The sequence below is a fragment of the Streptomyces sp. NPDC016459 genome (assembly GCF_040632845.1).
GTDB lineage: Bacteria > Actinomycetota > Actinomycetes > Streptomycetales > Streptomycetaceae > Streptomyces.
In genome coordinates this window covers 85,194-103,903 of sequence record NZ_JBEYCR010000012.1, presented here as the reverse complement: position 1 = coordinate 103,903, position 18,710 = coordinate 85,194, and the positions used below count along the sequence as shown (strand labels likewise).

General features: G+C 70.3%; 12 protein-coding genes and 1 pseudogene. 8 read left to right on the top strand and 5 right to left on the bottom strand.

Features of this window, described 5'->3' with window-relative positions:
- Positions 1-8 precede the first annotated feature (8 nt).
- Positions 9-430 (bottom strand): annotated as a pseudogene (locus ABZ567_RS25415) (tyrosine-type recombinase/integrase).
- A gap of 1,027 nt (positions 431-1,457) precedes the next feature.
- Here ABZ567_RS25415 and ABZ567_RS25410 point away from each other — a divergent pair.
- From ABZ567_RS25410 to ABZ567_RS25395, 4 genes are all read left to right on the top strand, one after another.
- Positions 1,458-1,787: a hypothetical protein gene (locus ABZ567_RS25410; RefSeq protein ID WP_360793765.1), complete on the top strand. Its 330-nt coding sequence runs from the start codon at positions 1,458-1,460 to the stop codon at positions 1,785-1,787.
- 75 nt (positions 1,788-1,862) lie between these two features.
- Positions 1,863-2,567 carry an ABC transporter ATP-binding protein gene (locus tag ABZ567_RS25405; protein ID WP_360793763.1) on the top strand — a complete coding sequence of 235 codons (705 nt, stop codon included), beginning with the start codon at positions 1,863-1,865 and terminating at the stop codon, positions 2,565-2,567.
- The gene (locus ABZ567_RS25400; RefSeq protein WP_360793761.1) at positions 2,564-4,816 is read left to right on the top strand and encodes an ABC transporter permease; all 2,253 of its coding nucleotides are present in this window, start codon (positions 2,564-2,566) and stop codon (positions 4,814-4,816) included. Before ABZ567_RS25405 ends, ABZ567_RS25400 begins: the two co-directional genes overlap by 4 nt.
- A gap of 303 nt (positions 4,817-5,119) precedes the next feature.
- Entirely contained in the window at positions 5,120-5,560 is a 441-nt protein-coding gene (locus ABZ567_RS25395; RefSeq protein ID WP_360793759.1) for a hypothetical protein, read from the top strand.
- A gap of 78 nt (positions 5,561-5,638) precedes the next feature.
- On the opposite strand, the gene ABZ567_RS25390 is transcribed toward ABZ567_RS25395, so the two are convergent.
- On the bottom strand, positions 5,639-7,324 hold the full coding sequence (locus ABZ567_RS25390) for an MFS transporter (protein ID WP_360793851.1): 1,686 nt from the start codon (positions 7,322-7,324) through the stop codon (positions 5,639-5,641).
- A gap of 809 nt (positions 7,325-8,133) precedes the next feature.
- A complete protein-coding gene (locus ABZ567_RS25385) occupies positions 8,134-10,515 on the bottom strand; it encodes a serine hydrolase (RefSeq protein ID WP_360793849.1) in 2,382 nt (793 codons plus the stop codon).
- Between the two features lie 195 nt (positions 10,516-10,710).
- Between ABZ567_RS25385 and ABZ567_RS25380 the strand changes: the two genes are divergently transcribed.
- The 4 genes from ABZ567_RS25380 (at position 10,711) to ABZ567_RS25365 (ending at position 14,798) form a co-directional block, all read left to right on the top strand.
- The gene (locus ABZ567_RS25380; RefSeq protein WP_360793757.1) at positions 10,711-11,406 is read left to right on the top strand and encodes a GPP34 family phosphoprotein; all 696 of its coding nucleotides are present in this window, start codon (positions 10,711-10,713) and stop codon (positions 11,404-11,406) included.
- A 232-nt stretch (positions 11,407-11,638) separates the two neighbouring features.
- Complete coding sequence (locus tag ABZ567_RS25375) at positions 11,639-12,499, top strand: helix-turn-helix transcriptional regulator (protein ID WP_360793755.1); 861 nt, start codon at positions 11,639-11,641, stop codon at positions 12,497-12,499.
- Between the two features lie 180 nt (positions 12,500-12,679).
- Positions 12,680-12,880 (top strand): DUF397 domain-containing protein, encoded by a 201-nt coding sequence (locus ABZ567_RS25370; RefSeq protein ID WP_360793752.1) that lies wholly within the window; start codon positions 12,680-12,682, stop codon positions 12,878-12,880.
- Positions 12,881-13,247: 367 nt separating this feature from the next.
- On the top strand, positions 13,248-14,798 hold the full coding sequence (locus ABZ567_RS25365) for a sodium:solute symporter family protein (protein ID WP_360793750.1): 1,551 nt from the start codon (positions 13,248-13,250) through the stop codon (positions 14,796-14,798).
- Positions 14,799-14,827: 29 nt separating this feature from the next.
- Here the strand turns inward: ABZ567_RS25365 and ABZ567_RS25360 are convergent, their stop codons facing one another.
- Entirely contained in the window at positions 14,828-15,946 is a 1,119-nt protein-coding gene (locus tag ABZ567_RS25360; RefSeq protein ID WP_360793748.1) for an ADP-ribosylglycohydrolase family protein, read from the bottom strand.
- 149 nt (positions 15,947-16,095) lie between these two features.
- Complete coding sequence (locus tag ABZ567_RS25355; RefSeq protein ID WP_360793746.1) at positions 16,096-18,678, bottom strand: bifunctional FO biosynthesis protein CofGH; 2,583 nt, start codon at positions 18,676-18,678, stop codon at positions 16,096-16,098.
- Between the last annotated feature and the right edge of the window lie 32 nt (positions 18,679-18,710).

Genomic DNA, 18,710 nt, shown 5'->3' with positions numbered 1-18,710 from the left:
GCCAACGGTCAGGGACGACCAGGCCGCCTCTTGAGCAGCCGGTTCATGTGACTGATCGCCTCGCGCTGCGTGTCCTGGACGACGTGCGTGTACACGTCCTCGTGATGCTGATCTGGCTGTGTCCGAGGATCTCCATCACGACACGGGGCGCGGCGCCGGCGGCGGTGAGCAGGGTGGCGCAGCCGTGCCAAGCGTCATGGAGCCGGATGACGCGGAGCCCGGCGGAGGCGGCGACACGGGTGAAAGAGCGGTACACGTTCCGCGGCTCGACCGGGCTGCCCGTACGCGTCGGGAAGACGTAGTCACTCCCCTTCCACTCCTGCCCCGCCCTGGCCCGCGGCTTCCCCGAGCGAGTCACCAGCGCCCTCGCGGTGGCGGTCGAACAGGCGGTCCCGCGCGACCGAGCCGTGCGCTCCGGCCGCCCCGCCACGGCCCGGCTGCCAGGCCGAGACCTGGACGGCGCCCTGGACGCCGCGAACGTCGGCCTGGAACTGCTGGAGAACCGAGTCCGCTCCGACCGGGCACACGTCCGGCTGACCCAGTTCAGCCGCTACCTCGAACCGCACTCCCCGATGCTGGCCGTACGCGAGTTCCGCGAGGCCACTTGCCACGTGGCGGCCTCGTCCCGCCACACGCTGCCCTGCCGAGACAGCCCCAAAAGCCGAGGGCGTGAGTCCACAGCATCGGAATCAGCCAAACGAGGCTGCAGCCTCGTTCCGAATCGGTTAGAAATTTCTCGGGCGCAGCATCGGCTCCAGGGGGCCGACGGAGCGGCCGGATGGGCGCTTGAATCCATCCGGGGAGTCCCCCGTTGGCTTAATATCGCCACTGTGGCGATTTCCTTCTATTCGAGAGTCGCTCATGAGGCACACTCGGCCTACACGGATGCCGTTTCAGTCAATTTGGGAAAATTAGAGATCCGCGCACGGCGTGCGTACCCGATAGCGGCGAAGTCATCACTGAGGGCCCTGCCGCCTCTCGCCTCAGTTGGGAACCGGGCCTATGGGTGCAGCCTTGTCGTCACCGTCGATGTCCACCATCCGATGCCACGCGGGCTCCGGCATGAGGCTATCGTCGACTTTGAGTCGGAGAACAAGCAGAGAGTTGGCTGAAAATCCGCATGTTCGGCACGGATAAGTCCCCTGCCGAAGGTGGCTGGATTTGCACAGTAGATGATTTCGCGAACTCTCGAAAACGCAAGGTCAGACTACTGGTATCAATCCTGGCATCTCCAATCTCGACGTCAGCCTGCAGTCATCCACGTGAGGAATTGAGCCAGCCGTTCCAGCATGCAAAGTGGAGCGACATTTGGCCATGTGGCGAGTTTGCTATGTGACGGAAATGAAGATGAGTGGTTGCAGTATCAATTGCGTCGCGTGAGGATGACTGGGCTGCAATGGCGAGCGAGGGAGAGCCGTCATTGCACAGCATTTCTCAACACAGCTGTATTGGCACTGGTGGGCGCCGGTCAGGCGTTCGCCGGCGCTGGCGAGAGTCTGGACGCAAGTTACAAGGAAGACGGAATCATCGTCTCCTCGGCCTACAGCCATGGCGACAACAGCCAGGTGGCGATCTACGACGGACGCGCGGACAGCATGGCTGTCTACACGCTGTACGACCGTAGGTACAACACGGGCCTGCGACTCGACAACCACAACGGCTCTGGCTCCACGGTGTACAGCGGCAAGGACGCCACCAACTACGTGCGCAAGGTGACGGCCTGCGTGAACATCCAGATCAACCCGGACCGGTGCGGGCCCGACGACCGCCCGGGCGACGGGGTCTAGTAACTCTTTGCAGTGGAGCGGTCCGGACCGCTCCACCGCAGCTCTCACCACCAGCAAGCACAGTGAGGACAGCAAGTGGCCACGGCGCACGACACGGAAACAACGCAACCCGTCTTGGAGATCGCAGGGTTGGCACACTCGCTGGGTGCGCGCCAACTGTTCTCGGACCTCTCTCTGACCTTGCGGGCCGGTGAGTCCGTCGCGGTGACCGGCGCGAGTGGGTCGGGCAAGAGCACGCTGCTGTCCTGCGTCCTGGGTCTGATCAGGCCGGCGGCGGGGTCGGTGAAGGTGGCGGGCACCGACGTCGTCGGACTACGACCCGCGCGCCTGGCCGCACTGCGCGCCCAGTCTGTCGGCATGGTCTTCCAGTTCGGTGAACTCCTGCCGGAACTGAGCCCGCTGGACAACGTGATGCTCGCTGCATTACTGGCCCGCACCGACCGCCGTGACGCGAGAGACAGGGCGCGGCAGCTTCTCGATGACCTCGGCGTACCGCAGGCGGAAACGAGTGAGGAGCTGTCGGGCGGCGAGCGGCAGCGGACTGCGGTGGCCCGTGCCCTGATCAACGAACCAGTCCTCCTGCTCGCCGACGAACCTACCGGTGCGCTGGACACGGAGACCCGCGACCGCACGGCCGAGTTGCTCTTCGACCTGCCACGGCGGTACGCGTGCGGTCTGCTCGTGGTCACCCACGATCCCGGCATCGCCGAACGGGCCGACCGCACGCTGCGCCTCGAAGAGGGCGTTCTGAAGCCGGTCTTGTCGGGGGCGCCCGAATGACGCTCTCCAGGGACACCGTGAAGCTCGCGCGTCAGCTTCTCGCCATCGGCCGCATCGCGGGCCGTCGCGCCGAGGCAGGAGGCGTACGTTTCGTCGCCGTGCTCCTCGCCACGCTGACCCTCACGATCAGCCTGGGCAGCCTCGTCGCTGTCCACGCCGTGTACGCGGGCAAGGAGGAGCGCCGAACGGCCAGGACGCCCGTGGCCTCCGACGGAGCCAGTGACCGCGCGGCCAACGCGACAGCGTGGCTCGTGGGGTCGGACTCCCTCGATGGTGAACGCCGTTTCAGCGTCGTGTACGTGGCCCCCTACAAGGGGAATTCGCCGTTGCCTCCCGGACTGGACCGCTGGCCTGAACCCGGCCAGGCGGTCTTGTCGCCGGCACTGCGGAAGGCGGGCGCCGACGAGGACATCGACCACCGCTATGGCCAACTGGCCGGCACGATCGGCGAGGAAGGTCTGGACGAGCCATCCGAATGGCTCGTCTATCTCCGGCCGCGTAACGGCCTGAGCGCTGACCGGCGCACCGACATCGTCACCGGGTTCGGTCCGACAGCCGGCCGTGTATCGGCCGCTCTGGAGCCGGGTTCGGGTCGGCTGGACGACAAACCGGAGTCGATGTTCCAGGCCGCGGCCATGGGCATGCTCGTTCTGCCGGCCGGTGCTCTACTGATCGTGGCAGCGCGCACGGGTGCGTACACCCGGGACCGCAGGACCGCACTCGTTGCGGCACTCGGTGGACGACGGCTGGACCGCGCACTGATCACCATGGGCGAGGCCGGGCCTCCGGCCGCCCTCGGCGCGGTCATCGGCGCCGCGGCGATTGCCGCAGCCCTCCTGCAGGACGTTCGCATCCCCTACACCGACTACATCCTTTCTTCCACCCATCTTCGCCACTACGGCTGGGGCGCCGTTTTCGTACCCCTCGCAGCGTTCCTGGCCGTTCAGACGACAGTGGTCATCGCGGACCTCACGCCCGGGCGGAGGGGATCCGGAACCCGGCCGCGCGCCGCATCCCGCAGCGCCTGGCTGACCCGGCTGGCCGTACTGTGCCCTCTTGCGATCATCCTGGCGGTGCGTGGCCCGGAACTTTTCGCACCTGATACCGCACTGCGGACGCTCACCAGCTGGGCGGGCATCGGTATCACGGTCCTGACTCTTCCGGCTGCCATCGCAACCGTCGTCGCCCAAGCCGGAAACCTGCTCACCCGCCGGGGACGAGCGCTCGGCCTGCCAGGAATGCTCGTGGCGGGCCGGCGTACGAGCGCACATCCCGGCGGGACGGCCCGACTCGTCACCGGTGTCTCGATCGCGCTCATCGTGCTCATGCAAGCCATCGCATGGCAAGGACTGTTCGGGGCACAGACCACCGAGGCCCGACAAACCCTCGACCGCATCGGCCGTAGCGTCGTCACCATGGTCGTCCGCGGCGGAGCGTCCGCATCCGCCATGGGCGAGTTCCTCGCCGGCGCACCGGGCACGCAGGCTGTCGTGCTGGCTCCTGCCGGCGAAGGCCAGAACGCCTCCTTGACCCTGCACGGCGACTGCGCCGCCCTGACCGCCTTGCGTCTGCCCTGCCCAGCACACGAGGCACGCCTCGTCAAGCTGCCGGCAGACCCGAAGCTGCGTGAGCTGCTCCGGTGGACCCCCCACAGGGGTCCGGAACTGCTGGTCCGCCGCGTCGACGCCCGGAAGCTGACGGAACACGCCGCCTCCGCCGGCAGCAATGCGACCCTCGCCCTCCTGCGGCCGGACGGGAAGCCGCTGTCCGTGCCCGACCTCAAGCGACTGTCCTACGAGGTATTCCCACGCGGCGCAGTCATCGGCGCCCCAGGCGAGGACCAGCTCACCGCAGGCGTCCCCAACCGCGACCAGGGCCGCTGGAGCGCCCTGTTCGGAATGACCGGCATCGCGGTACTTGCCATGACGGCAGGACTCAGCGCCATGGCGGAGTTTCTGCGTCAGGGCCGCGCACTCGCACCCCTGTCCGTACTCACCGGGGGGCTGCGCGTCTTCCGCACCAGCGCGGCGTGGTCGGTCCTCGCCCCGCTGGCCCTCGCCGGAACCGCAGGCACCGCGGTCGCCGCCGCACTCGCAGCCCCGGTCACAGCCAACGGCGAGTCCTACATCACCGGAGGAATGATCCTTTCCACAGCCGGCGTCGTACTCGTGGTCAGCGCGTTCCTGTGGGTCTGGGCCTTCCGTGTTGCCATCCGACAAGCACAGACATGGCGCCCCAGCGGAGACTGACCCACACACTAGTGAGGTCCGCCACGAGCGGTCATGTCGGTGATCACGGCGTCGTACATGCGTGCGCGATGCGTGAGCGGACGGGGCAGCACCAGGCGTCACGCGCAGGATCGGGCACCGTGCCGCGCGGCGCTGATCAGTCGGAACAGCACCGCGCGGCACGGTCTGGAACCGCCCCGCACGGATTCGATCCCACTCCTCAAGCGGGTGTCGCAGGTTCGAGTCCTGCCGGGGCGCAGCAGTGCTGTCGGAGTAAGGGGCCTTCTGCCGCGAGGTGGGATAGTTTCGTGAGGTGATCACGTCATGAGTGCGTTGCCGTTCGTCGACGAGCATGCCGTCGTCGTCGACGTCGGTGCCGAGGAGTTGTGGCAGCGGCTGGTCGTCGGGGTGGAGCGGGCGTTCTCGCGGAACGGTGGGGCGCGGTACGCGCGGCTCGTGCGGGCCCAGCCTCTCGTGGCCGGTGGGCCCCGGCCGCTTGCCGAGGGGTCCACCTTTCCCGGGTTCCGGGTCGTCCGGGTCGTGCCCGGACGGGAGTTGGAGCTCCAGGGCGGGCATCGGTTCTCCGCCGCCTACAGCCTCGTCTTCCGGATCGACGCGCTCGCGGACCGGCGCTCCCGGTTGCGCGCCGAGACCCGGGCCGCCTTTCCCGGGGTCGCCGGGCGGATCTACCGGCTCCTCGTCATCAGCAGCGGCGGGCACGCCTTCGGCATGCGGCGGATGCTCGCCGGATACCAGCGGCCGTAGCGCGGTTAACCGGGGGCGTAACCCGTACCCGTACCGGTACCCGTGTCCCGTAGCCCCGTGTCCCGCATCCCGCACCCCCTAGCGCAGCTCCTCCGGGCAGGCCGTGCCGCGGGAGAGTTTGTACGGGGCTGCCAGGCGGTAGACGCCTGCCTTCGGGGCGAGTAGTTCCGTCCATTCGTCGCCCTCCGTGTCCGCCTCCGCCTTGAACAGGCAGCCCTCCTTGTTGGCGAAGACCCTGGGGATCTCCGTCTCGGACTCCTCGCGGGCCAGCTTCGACGCCTCTGTCTCCTGCGGCGGTTCGATCTTGCCGCCGTTCTCGTCGACGAGGGCCAGCCACGGCGAGTACGGCACGCGGATCAGGACCCGGCCGGGGCGGTCGACGCTGATCACGACCTCGTTCTCCTCCGCGCTCCGCACCTCCGCCGGCGGGTCCGCGAGCGGGGTCGGGTTCTCGACCTCGTAGAGGCGCCAGTTCGCGTCCGACCAGACCTGCTTCAGGTACGGCAGCCCCTCGGCGACCAGTTCGGCCTCCTGCTCGGCGCCCGAGTCGGGGGCGCCGGTGGGCAGCACCACGTAGTGGACGGCCCAGCGGTCCAGCCAGTCCTGGTAGTTCACGGCGTTCAGGGTGTCGTCGTAGAAGAGCGGGTTGCGCTCCATGTCGGCCTGCCGGTTCCAGCCGCGCGCCAGGTTGATGTACGGGCTGAGCGCCGAGGACTCGCGGTGGCTGGACGCCGGTACGACCTCCACCCGCGCCTTGCCCGCGCCCCGCACCTGGAGCTGGTTGATGAGCGGCGCCAGCTCCCGCGCCCAGGAGGCGTCCGGGGCCGTGCGGATCACGTCGTCGACACCCTTGAAGCCGATCCAGAAGTTCAGCCCGGCGAACGCGAGCAGCAGCGCGTACCAGCGGCGTGAACGCGGCGCCGTGTACGGCAGGGCCGCGAGCAGCACGACACCGGCGAACAGCATCGGGAGCCGCGAGATGTTCGAGCCGATCTGCGAATCGACCAGCCACGTCAGGAACGTGCCGATGACATAGACCGCCGCGGCGGTACGCACCGTTCGCCAGTCCCTCGGCACGAGCAGGAAGACCAGCGCCCCGAACGCCAGCGGCAACGCCGTCGAGCCGAAGGCCATCGGCTGCGTCCCGGAGAAGGGGAACAGCCACGACGAGAGCGCGACCACCGCCACCGGGGCCAGACCGAGGGCGTACGCGCCGGGGCGCCGCTTGTTGAGGAAGAGCGCCGCCGCCCCCACCCCGAGGAACAGCCCGGCGACCGGGCTGCACGCCGTCGCGAGGCCGGCGAGCGGGGCGGCCACCGCGGCCTTCGCCCAGCGCTTGCGGCGCCAGCGGTGCGGCCAGCAGAACACCGCCGCGACCGCCCCGAGCGCGAACATCATGCCGAGACCGAACGTGACCCGCCCCGACAGCGCGTTGCACAGGAACGCGAAGACGCCCGCGATCGAGCAGGTCAGCGGATTACGGACCGCCCGCACCCGCACCAGGATCAGCGCGGTCAGCGCCGCGGACAGGGTCCCGGCGACCATCATCGTGCTGCGCACGCCGAGCAGCGACATCAGGTACGGCGACACGACGCTGTACGAGACCGGGTGCATCCCGCCGTACCAGGCCAGGTTGTACGCCGAGTCCGGGTGCCGGCCGACGAACTCCGCCCACGCGTCCTGCGCCGCCAGGTCGCCGCCGCTGTTCGCGAAGAAGAAGAACCAGAGGATGTGCGTCACGGCCGCCAGGCCGGTCGCCGCCATCACCGTGTAGCGCCGCTTCCGCCGGGGGGCGCGGACCGTGGAGGCCGGAGCCCCGGGGGTCACGGCCACGGGGGGCGGGGTGTTCCGCTGCGCCGGGAACACTATTCGCGGGTGCGAAGAAGGGCCCGCGTCGGAGCCGGGGGCGGCGGATACGGGGACGGGGCCACGGGTCGCGGAGCCGAGGGGCACGGGGCCTCGGGGCACGGGGACGGCTCCGAGGGCGGCGGCGCGAGCGGGGGCGTGTCCTGAACCGAGGTCGTGGGCCGAGCCGGGGTCGGTGTCATGGGCGGGTCCGGCTTCTGCGCGGTCGGGGTGGGGTCGGAGGTCGACGTCGAGAGGGGAGGCGGGGTGAGGGCCCGGGGGGACGTCGAGGGGGATGGGGCCCAGAGGAGTGGGGTCCAGGTCCAGGGGGGTGGGGTCCAGGGGGGTGGGGTCCAGGGGCGAGGTGACGTGCGCGCCGACGTGGAGGGCCGAGTCGGCGTCGAGACCTGACTCTGCGCGGTCGGGGCGGCCGGGACGACCGGGCCGGTCCGTACGGTCGGCGCGGTCGAGATGATCGGCGCGGTCAGGACGGTCCGCGCGGTCGGGACGATCGGCGCGGTCGGCGCGTGTCGGCTCGGCGGTGGTCACTGCGGCCCTTTCCCGTGCTACTGCCCGTCTCACTTCTCACGTGTGTCACACGTGCTTCTCGTCCCCCGAAGACGCTAACAGCCGGGCGCCCCGGAGAACCGGGGCGCCCAGCCAAGCGGGTGGCTTCTCGGGCCGGGCGAGTGCTTCCCGCCCGGCCGAGCACGACTCAGCCACGCGGGTCAGCCCACGCGGGTCAGCTTCTTGTCGAAGCCGGGCTCCACCAGGTCCGTCCGGAGGGCGACCGGCGCGCTGACCTTGCCCGTGCCCGTACCGATCGACACCTGACCGACCACGTCCCCCGCCTTGGCGGTGTGCGGGAGGGGCTTGCCGCCGTCGGTGAGCTCCAGCTTCACCCGCAGGCCGGGCCAGCCGATCGCCTTGAGCTCCTTGGTGGCCACGACCGGGGTCCGGCCGCCGAGGCCGTCGTCGACGTACCCGAGGACCTGGCCCTTGCGGACCACCGCCGCAGAGGTGACGTCGTCCTGCGCCTTCTTGATCAGCTCGTAGCTGTAGTCGATGGAGAGCTGGAGCTTCTCGCCCAGGTGCTCGGCGTTCTTGGCGCCCATCACGACGCCGAGGATGCGGCGGACCTTGCCGTCGACGACGGTGTTGGCCGCCCAGAGCAGGTTGCCGCCGGCCGGGGTGGAGGAGCCGGTCTTGATGCCGCTCACACCCGGCTTCAGCAGGATGCTGCTGTTGTTGTTCTCGATCCGGCCGACGCCGTCGATCGTCATGTTCGGCGTGTTCACGATCTCCCGGAACACGTCGTACTGCATGACCGCCTTCGCCAGCTTCAGCTGGTCCTTCGGGGTCGACACGGTGCTGTCCAGCAGGCCGGACGGGTCGGTGTACGTGGACTGGGTCATGCCCAGGTCCTTCGCGGCGGCGTTCATCTTCTCGACGAACGCGGCCTCGGAGCCGGCGTCCCAGCGGGCGAGCAGCCGCGCCACGTTGTTCGCGGAGGGGATCATGAGGAGCTGGAGGAGCTCCTTCTCCGAGTACGTCTGGCCCTCCTGGACCGCGGCCGTCGACTCGTGCTCCGCCTTGGCCTGGTCGGCGGCCTTCTTGTCGACGGTGATCTCGGGGCCCTTCTGCTTCCCCTTGATCGGGTGGTCGCGCAGGATCACGTACGCCGTCATCGTCTTCGTGACGCTCGCGATCGGGGCCGACTTCTGCGGCCCGTACGTGCCCATGGAACCGACGCCCTCGACCTCGACGGCGCCCTGTCCCTCGGTGGGCCACGGCATCTTCAGCTCGCCGCCCTCGAAGGTGAAGGTCGGCGCGGTGGAGAGGGTGAGCACGGGCGCGGGCAGCGGGCGGACCATCTGCGCGATCGCAAAGACGATCAGGAGGATCAGTACCAGCGGCGTCCAGATCCGGACCCGGCGCACGGTCGTCCGCAGCGGGGTCGGAGGCGGCGGCGGGGTGTTCGTCAGCTCGGCGAGCAAATCGAGCGGGGGCAGCGGCGGCAACGGCTGCTGCCGCGTCCGCTCCGCCTCCACGAGACCGGAAGCGGGGGCGGGGGCGGGAGTGCGAGCGGGATCGGCAGCGGGTGACGGGGCCCGCTTCCCGGCGGGAGCCGGTACGGGGGCGGGCGGGGCGTCGCCGGGGGCGCGGGCGGCCTCAGGGGCCTCCGGTGCCTTCTGAGGCTTCTGCTCGACCGGGATGTCCGCACGCAGCGGTACGAAGGCGCTGGTGCGCTCGCTGTCGGACTCCGCGGCCGGGGAGGGCGGAAGCTTCAGCGCGGTCGTCGGCTGGTCCACGGGGGGCGCCGCGGGCAGGCGGACGGCCTTGAACATGGTCGTCGGCTGATCGAGGGGCTCCGGTTCGGGTTCCCCGCCCTCGCCCTCCGCGCCATCGTCCTCAGCGTCACCGTCGTCGTCGCCCGTGTCCTGCGCGTCGGACCCGGACGCCGTGTGCTCCGAAGGCTCGTCATCCGCCGCAGGCTTCCGCGCCGCGAACCAGGACTCGGCGGACGGCTTCGCCCCGACGGCCGCCGAACCGGCCGGCTCGCCCTCCTCGATCTCACCGTCCTCGATCTCGTCGTCCGCGATCTCGTCACCCTCGGGCTGGTCGCCCTCGAGTTCGTCATCGGCGGGCTCGTCGTCCGCAGACACGGCCTCGTCCTCGTCCCCGACGCCGACCGGCTCCGGATCCGACCCCGAAGCCACCGGGCCAGAGGTCTCCGGCTCCGAAGCCTCCGCGTCGGGGTTCTCCGGCGCCACCGGCTCCGCCGGGTCCTCCGCCGTCGCGACCCACGCCGCCACGGCCGCCTTCAGGCGCTCACTCTCCGGCTCCGCCGCCCCCGCAGGCGCGTCGTCCTCCGAGGCCCTCGGCACCAGGTTCTTGAAGACCGCAGTCGGCTGGTCGACCTGAACCGACGAACCCGACCCCGATGCCGAACCCGACCCCGACGTCGACCCCGATGCCGAAACCGAAGCCGCCGACGAGGCGTCTGACTCATGGAGCACGGAAAGCCGAGGATCCCGGCCGCCGCCCGAGGCCGCCGTCTCCTGAGACGGCCCCTGCTGCTCCGCCTTGTCGGGGGACTCGCCCGCCACCGTGCCTCCTCCATGCGTCATGCGTACGTACGGACCGTGTACCGGTCCGTGTACCAGTGTCCTGTGTGAACCCCTTGGCCCCCGTGCTAGACGAGAACGACATACCTACTGGTTCCCGGATGAACCACCCGGGCGCTCTCGACAGATGAATGTGAGAGGGGTCACCCTGTCATTCATCCACGCGGGGAGGCATGGATGGGCAGGAGCCGCAGAACCATTCCGGAGGAGCTTCTGCTGCTCGCTCTGGACCCGACCACGGGTACCACAGCGCAGCCGCAGTCGCTCGACCTCGGCCTGGCCGGTGCACAGCTAGTGGAGCTGGCGCTGGCAGGCCGGATAGCCCCTGACGGGGATCGTATCGCCGTGGTGATGCCACGGCCGACCGGAGATCCGACCTTGGACTCCGCACTGGAGCTGCTGCGCAGGCGTGGCAGTCCGGTTCGGGCCGTCCACTGGATCGGCGGGCCCCGACTGGGGCTCCGCCAGACGTATCTCTCGCATCTGGAGCGATGCGGCATGGTGCATGCCGTGGAGGGCCAGATGTGCGGGGTGTTGCCGACGACTCGCTACCAGGCGACGGAGACGGCGATCAGTCGGGAGATCCGTTCCCGGCTGGACAGTGCGATCCGCACCGGCGTACCGCCGGACCCGCGGACCGCGGCGCTTGCCGCGCTGGCCCACGCGGTCGGTCTCGGGAAGCACCTCTACCCCGGCAACGAAGGACGGTCGTCGCGGTCCCGGCTGCGCGACCTGATCCGGCACGACCCGATGGGCGGACTCGTGGCACACGCCGTGATGGACGTCCAGAACGGCGCGGCGGCACAGCCGCGTCGGAGCGCCCCGGGTGTCCCGGCGCAGCCTCGCGGCATGGCCCGCGCGGCGGCGCTCTAGGACGACTCCGAGGACTCCGAGGAACCAGCCCGGGAGCCGCACAGGTGTGCGGGGCGGTCAGGACGACCGCCCCGCGCACGTGCCGCTCCGGCGGTACCGGACCAGGGTGTGTGTCCGTACGCCCCGGCGCGCAGTTGTGGTCGTTTCCCAGCGCACACCCGGCCTTTGGTGGCAGTCTGCCAAGCGGTAGATACTCACAGCTACGCAGCAGAGAGCCGGAGGTGCAGTTTCCGTGGCGTCCAACGTCAACCCCACCGTCAGGCGACGCCGATTGGGGCAGGAGCTGCGAAAGCTCCGGGAAGCGAAGAACATGACGGCGGAGCAGGTCGCCGAGCGTCTCCTCGTCTCCCAGTCCAAGATCAGCCGGCTGGAGAACGGCCGTCGCTCCATCAGCCAGCGCGATGTCCGCGACCTGTGCGGTGTGTACGAGGTCGAGGACGAGCGCATGGTCGACTCGCTCATGCAGATGGCCAAGGACTCGCGCCAGCAGGGCTGGTGGCACGCCTTCGGTGACATCCCGTACAGCGTCTACATCGGTCTGGAGACGGACGCGGAGAGCCTGCGGATGTACGAGCCGCAGATCATCCCCGGGCTGCTCCAGACCCACGCCTACGCGGAGGCCGTGATCTCCGGCGCGCTGCCGGAGTCGACGCCCGCGGAGATCGAGAAGCGGGTCACGGTCCGCACCCGCCGCCAGGAGCGCATCCGGGACGAGGAGCGTCCGCTGCGGCTGTGGGCGGTCATCGACGAGGGTGCGCTGCACCGGACCGTCGGCAGCAGGCAGTTGATGGTGGAGCAGCTCGAGCACCTCATCGAGCAGTCGCACCTGCCGCATGTCACCGTGCAGGTGATCCCGTTCGAGATGGGCGCTCATCCGGGGATCAGCGGCCAGTACTCGATCCTGGAGTTCCCGGACACCTCGGACTCCAGCGTCGTCTACATCGAGGGCGTGACGAGCGATCTGTACCTGGAGAAGGCGCAGGACGTCGGCAAGTACAGCGTCATGTACGAGCACCTCAGGGCGCAGGCGCTGAACGTCGAGCAGACCCGGGACTTCATCTCCGAGATGGCCAAGAAGCACGCCAGGGGCTGACTCCGGCCGACCGGGCAGGCACCGTACACCGCGTGATCGCTCCCACGGAAGCCGAGTTGGAATATGCCACTCGGACGTGTGAATGCCGGTCCCGCCGGTGGGGACCGACCAGTAGCGTCGATCACGCCGCCAAGAAGGTCGGTGCGACACACCCCACACGCAGAACCGGAGTTGAGCGTCATGGCGATCATTCAGGGTGCAACGGACACGTGGACCAAGTCTTCCTACTCCGGCGGGAACGGAGCCTGCGTCGAGGTGAAGTCCCCCCTCGTGGCCGCGATCGCGGTGCGGGACTCCAAGGCTCCTGAAGGCCCGTCCCTCTCCTTCGGACCGGGATCGTGGAACGCGTTCGTGGGCGAGGTGAGCAACGGGGCCCTCTAGCCCCGGTGCGCAACCGCCGTCACCAGCAGTACCCGAAGAGCCCTCTCGTCCGGTCCGCCGTCCTGGCCGAGAGGGCTCGGCTATGCCCGGAAGCCCTCCCCCGCCCACTTCCCCGCCCACCTCCCCGCCCCCGGCGTCTCCAGGTCTACGGGGCAGTCGCCGCTGGTCAACGCGGGTGTGGTGCTGCGCCGACTTCACGCGGGAGCGAGTTCAGGACCACCCTCACAAGTTCATGGACATGAACGAGAGTCAGTAAACAGAACGATTTTACTTTCCCTTGACCCTCCATTGCATTGTCCCCGCCTTGTCGATCGCCACACCATGAACGGCGTTCACAAGGCGGACCAGAACCCCTGGAGGGGGCTCCATGAACAGTCTCGACTGGGCCGTACTCATCGGCTACTTCGGCGTGATGGTCGCGATCGGCGTCTGGTCCCACAAGCGCGTGGACAACGTCTCCGACTTCTTCACCGCCGGAGGCAAGATGCCCTGGTGGCTCTCCGGCATCTCGCACCACATGTCGGGCTACAGCGCCGTGATGTTCACCGGCTACGCCGGCATCGCCTACACCTACGGCGTCACGTCCTACGTCACGTGGTCCTTCCCCATCGCCATCGGCATCGCCATCGGCGCACACCTCTTCGCGCCCCGGCTCAACCGGCTCCGGTCACGGCTCCACGTGGCCTCCCCGCTGGAGTATCTGAAGAACCGCTACAACCTGCCCACCCAACAGGCACTCGCCTGGTCCGGCGTCCTCCTGAAGATCGTGGACGTCGGCGCCAAGTGGGCCGCCATCGCCACCCTGCTCTCCGTCTTCACCGGCATCTCCCTCAACCAGGGCATCCTCATCACTGGTGTGATCACGGGCATCTACTGCACGGTCGGCGGCCTGTGGGCCGACGCGCTCACCGAACTCGGCCAGTTCATCATCCAGTTCTTCGCCGGCATCGCGATGCTCGTCGCCGTGCTGGCCGAGCTGGGCGGGATCAGCGCGCTGTGGGACGTCTGGGACCGGCCCGAGCTCCAGGGCCACACCGCGCCGACGGCCGGTCCGTACACGCTGACGTTCCTGCTCGCGTACCTCTTCATCAAGACCTTCGAGTACAGCGGCGGCATGTGGAACCAGGCCCAGCGCTACATGGCCACCCCCACCGCCCGCGAGGCCACCCGCTCCGGGCGCCTCTCGGCCGCCCTGTGGTTCGTCTGGCCGCTGGTCCTCTTCTTCCCCATGTGGGTCGCGCCGCTGCTCGTCACCCCCGAGAAGCCCGACGCCTCCGACTCCTACGCCCTGATGACCGAGCAGCTGCTGCCGCACGGACTGCTCGGCCTGGTCATCGTCGGCTTCTTCTCGCACACCATGGCCATGTGCTCGTCGGACGCCAACGCCATCGCGGCCGTCTTCACCCGGGACATCGCGCCCGTCATGAGCAAGGCGGCGCGGACCTGGACGCAGCGGGCCGGGCTGGTCGCGGCGCGCTGGTCGACGGTCGCGTTCCTCGCCCTGTCGATGGCGGTCGCCACCCAGGTCAACTCCCCCACGTTCAAGGACATCATCACCATCGTCATCAAGTGGGTGGCCGGCCTCATGGGGCCGATCGCGATCCCCTTCATGCTCGGCCTGCTGCGGACCTTCCGGAAGTCGGGCCCCACGGCGGCGCTCGTCTCCTGGGCGGCCGGGCTCTTCGTCTTCTGGCTCACCAACTACGGCCTCGACGGCATCGAGCTCCAGATCCAGATCGTCTCGCCGCTCACCACCTCGCTCGTCCTGTACGTCCTCATCGGCTTCATCCGGCCCGAGGACACCCCGGAGCGGGACGCGGTCCTCGACAAGCTCCACTCGGACGACGGCAGCCCGGCCGGAGCGGCCGCCGTCCCCGCGCAGGCGGACGGCGACCGCGCGGACCAGCCCCTCCGGTAGCGGGCCGCACCACACCGAGGAACCGGCGTTCAGCCCCTCGGGTAGCGCGCCAGCCAGCCCGGCGAGGACTCGGCGGGGGTGTGCAGGGCCGGTCCCTGGGTCATCTCCATCGCGAAGTCGTCCGCGAGCTCCAGGACCGTCGCACGGCCCTCCAGTTCGGCCAGCCAGGCCGGCGGGAGGGCCGTCTCGCCGTGCAGGGCGCCGAGCAGCGCGCCGGTGAGCGCCCCCGTGACCGCCGAGGGCCCGTCGTGGTTCACGGCGAGCCGCAGCCCGTGCCGTACGTCCTCACCGACCAGGGCGCAGTAGACGGCCGCCGCCAGCTGCCCCTCGGCCCGGTCCTCGTCCGCCCCGAGGGCGGCCACCCGCTCGGCGTCCGGAACCCCTTCCCGTACGGCTCCGAGGGCGCGGCCGAGCGCTTCGGTGACCGGCTCGTGGCCGGGGCGCGCCGCCAGTTGCTCCAGGGCCCGGTCCACGGCCGCCTCCACGGAGCCGCCGCGGGCGAGTCCGTGGACGGTGACCGCGAAGGCGCCCGCCGCGAGGCCGGCGGCGGGGGCGCCGTGGGACTGCGCCGCGCACTCCACGGCGAGCTGGCAGACGAGCTGCGGCTCCCAGCCGACGAGCAGCCCGAAGGGGGCGGAGCGGACGAGGGCGCCGGAGTCGGCGGCGGTGGGGTTCTTGGGCCGGTCGAGCGTGCCGGAACGCTCGTCGCCGAAACCGGTGAGGCAGGCGCGGGGCGGGTTGCGGCGGGCGTAGAGCCACTCCTCGCGGGCGAGCCAGCCGTTGTCCTTGCGCCGCTCGTCCGGCCCCCAGTCGCGCTGGGTGGCGGCCCAGCGGAGGTGCGCCCGGTGGACGTCGGTGGGCGGGTGCCAGACGCCGGTGTCGCGGCGGACCTGCGCCCGGATCAGGCCGTCGACGGTGAAGAGCCCCATCTGGGTGGCGGCGGTGACGGCGCCACGGCGGCCGAACGCGGGCGCGGGCTCGGTCAGTCCGCCGGGCCCGTGGACGTCCCGGATCCCGGCGAGGGTGAGGCCGTCGACGCCCGCGCCCAGCGCGTCGCCGAGGGCCCCGCCGAGCAGACAGCCCCGTACGCGGGCCCGGAAGTCCTGCTGTTCGGCGCGGCCCCACACGGCTGCGGCTGTCGTGGCCACGACGTGCCCTCCCCCCGTAAACCGGTCTGCGCAGCACTGTAATCGACCGGGTACGCCCGTTCGGGGGCCGGAACGTTATGTGATCCGACGCCCTTCAGGCCGCTTTTGACCGGAGTTCAGCGCGTCCCTTTCCCGGGCGGTGCCGCACCTCACCCCTCGACCACCGGCAGCAGTTCGGGAAGGTGGCCGTCGGAGGCGCGGGCGGTGCGCCGCCGCTCCTCGGGCACCTCGCCGTACAGGGTCGTCCGGGGCTTCGCCGGGCGGTTGGCCGCCTCCGCGATGGCCTCCAGGTCGCGGATCGAGCGGTACGAGCCGTAACTCGACCCGGCCATGCGGGAGATGGTCTCCTCCATGAGCGTGCCGCCCAGGTCGTTCGCGCCGGAGCGGAGCATCTCGGCGGCGCCCTCGGTGCCCAGCTTCACCCAGCTCGTCTGGATGTTCGGGATGTGGGGGTGGAGGAGGAGGCGGGCCATGGCGATGACCGCGCGGTTGTCGCGGACGGTCGGGCCGGGGCGGGCGATGCCCGCGAGGTAGACCGGCGCGTTGGTGTGGATGAAGGGGAGGGTCACGAACTCGGTGAAACCGCCGGTCTCCTGCTGGATTCGGGAGAGGGTGCGGAAGTGGCCGAGCCAGTGCCGGGGCTGGTCCACGTGCCCGTACATCATCGTGGACGACGAACGGATGCCCAGTTCGTGCGCCGTGGTGACCACCTCGATCCACGTGGCCGTCGGCAGCTTGCCCTTGGTGAGGACCCAGCGGACCTCGTCGTCGAGGATCTCGGCGGCCGTGCCGGGGATCGAGTCGAGCCCGGCCTCCTTGGCGGCCGTCAGCCACTCGCGGATCGAAAGGCCGGTGCGGGTCGCGCCGTTCACGACCTCCATCGGGGAGAAGGCGTGCACGTGCATGCCGGGGACCCGCTTCTTCACCGCGCGGGCGATGTCGAAGTACGCGGTGCCGGGCAGGTCCGGGTGGATGCCGCCCTGCATGCAGACCTCGACGGCGCCGACCTCCCAGGCCTGCTCGGCGCGGTCCGCGACCTGGTCGAGGGAGAGGGTGTACGCGTCGGCGTCCGTGCGGCGCTGGGCGAAGGCGCAGAAGCGGCAGCCGGTGTAACAGACGTTGGTGAAGTTGATGTTCCGGGTGACGACATAGGTGACGTCGTCACCGACGGCGTCGCGGCGGACGTCGTCGGCGATCCGGGTGAGCGCGTCGAGGGCCGGTCCGTCGGCGTGCAGCAGGGCGAGCGCCTGGGCGTCGGTGAGCCGCGTCGGGTCGTCGGCGGCGACGGAGAGGGCCTCGCGGACGTCCGCGTCGGCCCGCTCGGGGACCATCCCGGGGGCGGCGGCCTCGCGCAGCGCCTCCCAGTCGCCGTACACGTCGTCGAAGTCGTCGCGCCGGTCGTGGGTGCGGCCCGTGGTGTCGATGGTGCGGTGCAGGTCGGTGCGGCCGGCGGCGGTGAACGCCTCGTCGGGCTCCTGCCAGGGCAGGCCGCGCACCTCCGCGTCGGGGTCGGCGAGGCCGGTCTCGGGGTCGGCGAGGGCGCGGACGTGCGGGAGGAGCCGGGGGTCGAGCCAGGGTTCTCCCCGGGTGACGAACTCGGGGTAGACGCAGAGGCGTTCGCGCAGCTCGAAACCGGCGGCGGCGGAACGGGCGGCCAGCTCCTCGATCCTGGGCCAGGGCCGCTCGGGGTTGACGTGGTCGATGGTGAGCGGGGAGACGCCTCCCCAGTCGTCGATGCCGGCGGCGATCAGGCGCTCGTACGCGGAGTCGACGAGGTTCGGCGGGGCCTGGAGGCAGGCGGAGGGGCCCATGATGAGCCGGGCGACGGCGACGGTGGCGACGAGGTCGTCGAGTTCGGCGTCCGGTGTCCCGCGCATGGCCGTGTCCGGCTTGGCGCGGAAGTTCTGGATGATCAGCTCCTGGAGGGAGTGGTACGCCCTCGACACCCGGCGCAGGGCGAAGAGGGACTCGGCCCGCTCCTCCAGGGTCTCCCCGATGCCGAGCAGCAGCCCCGAGGTGAAGGGGACGGAGGACCGTCCCGCGTCCTCCAGGACCCTGAGCCGGACGGCCGGTTCCTTGTCGGGGGACCCGTAGTGGGGGCCGCCGGGCTCGGACCACAGCCGGGTCGCGGTCGTCTCCAGCATCATCCCCATGGACGGGGCGACCGGCTTGAGGCGCTGGAAGTCGGTCCAGGACAGCACGCCCGGGTTGAGGTGCGGGAGGAGCCCGGTCTCCTCCAGGATGCGGATCGCCATGGCCCGTACGTACGCGATGGTGTCGTCGTAGCCATGCGCGTCGAGCCACTCGCGGGCCTCGGGCCAGCGGTCCTCCGGCTTGTCGCCGAGGGTGATGAGGGCTTCCTTGCAGCCGAGTTCGGCTCCGCGCCGGGCGATGTCGAGGACCTCGTCCGGCGACATGAACATCCCGTGGCCGGCGCGACGGAGCTTGCCGGGGACGGTGACGAAGGTGCAGTAGTGGCACGTGTCCCGGCAGAGCCGGGTGAGCGGTATGAACACGCTCTTCGAGTACGTGATGACCCCCGGCCGTCCGGCGGCGTCGAGCCCGGCGTCCCGCACCCGGCCTGCGGAGGCGACCAGATCCGCCAGATCGTCCCCCCGCGCCCGCAACAGCACGGCGGCCTCCGCGACATCGAGCGCGACCCCGTCCCTGGCCCGCCTGAGGGCGCGACGCATGGCGTTCTCGGTGGGGCGTGCCGCCCGGTGATCCGTCATGGACCGAGCATACGAGCGAGTACGGGGGTGAG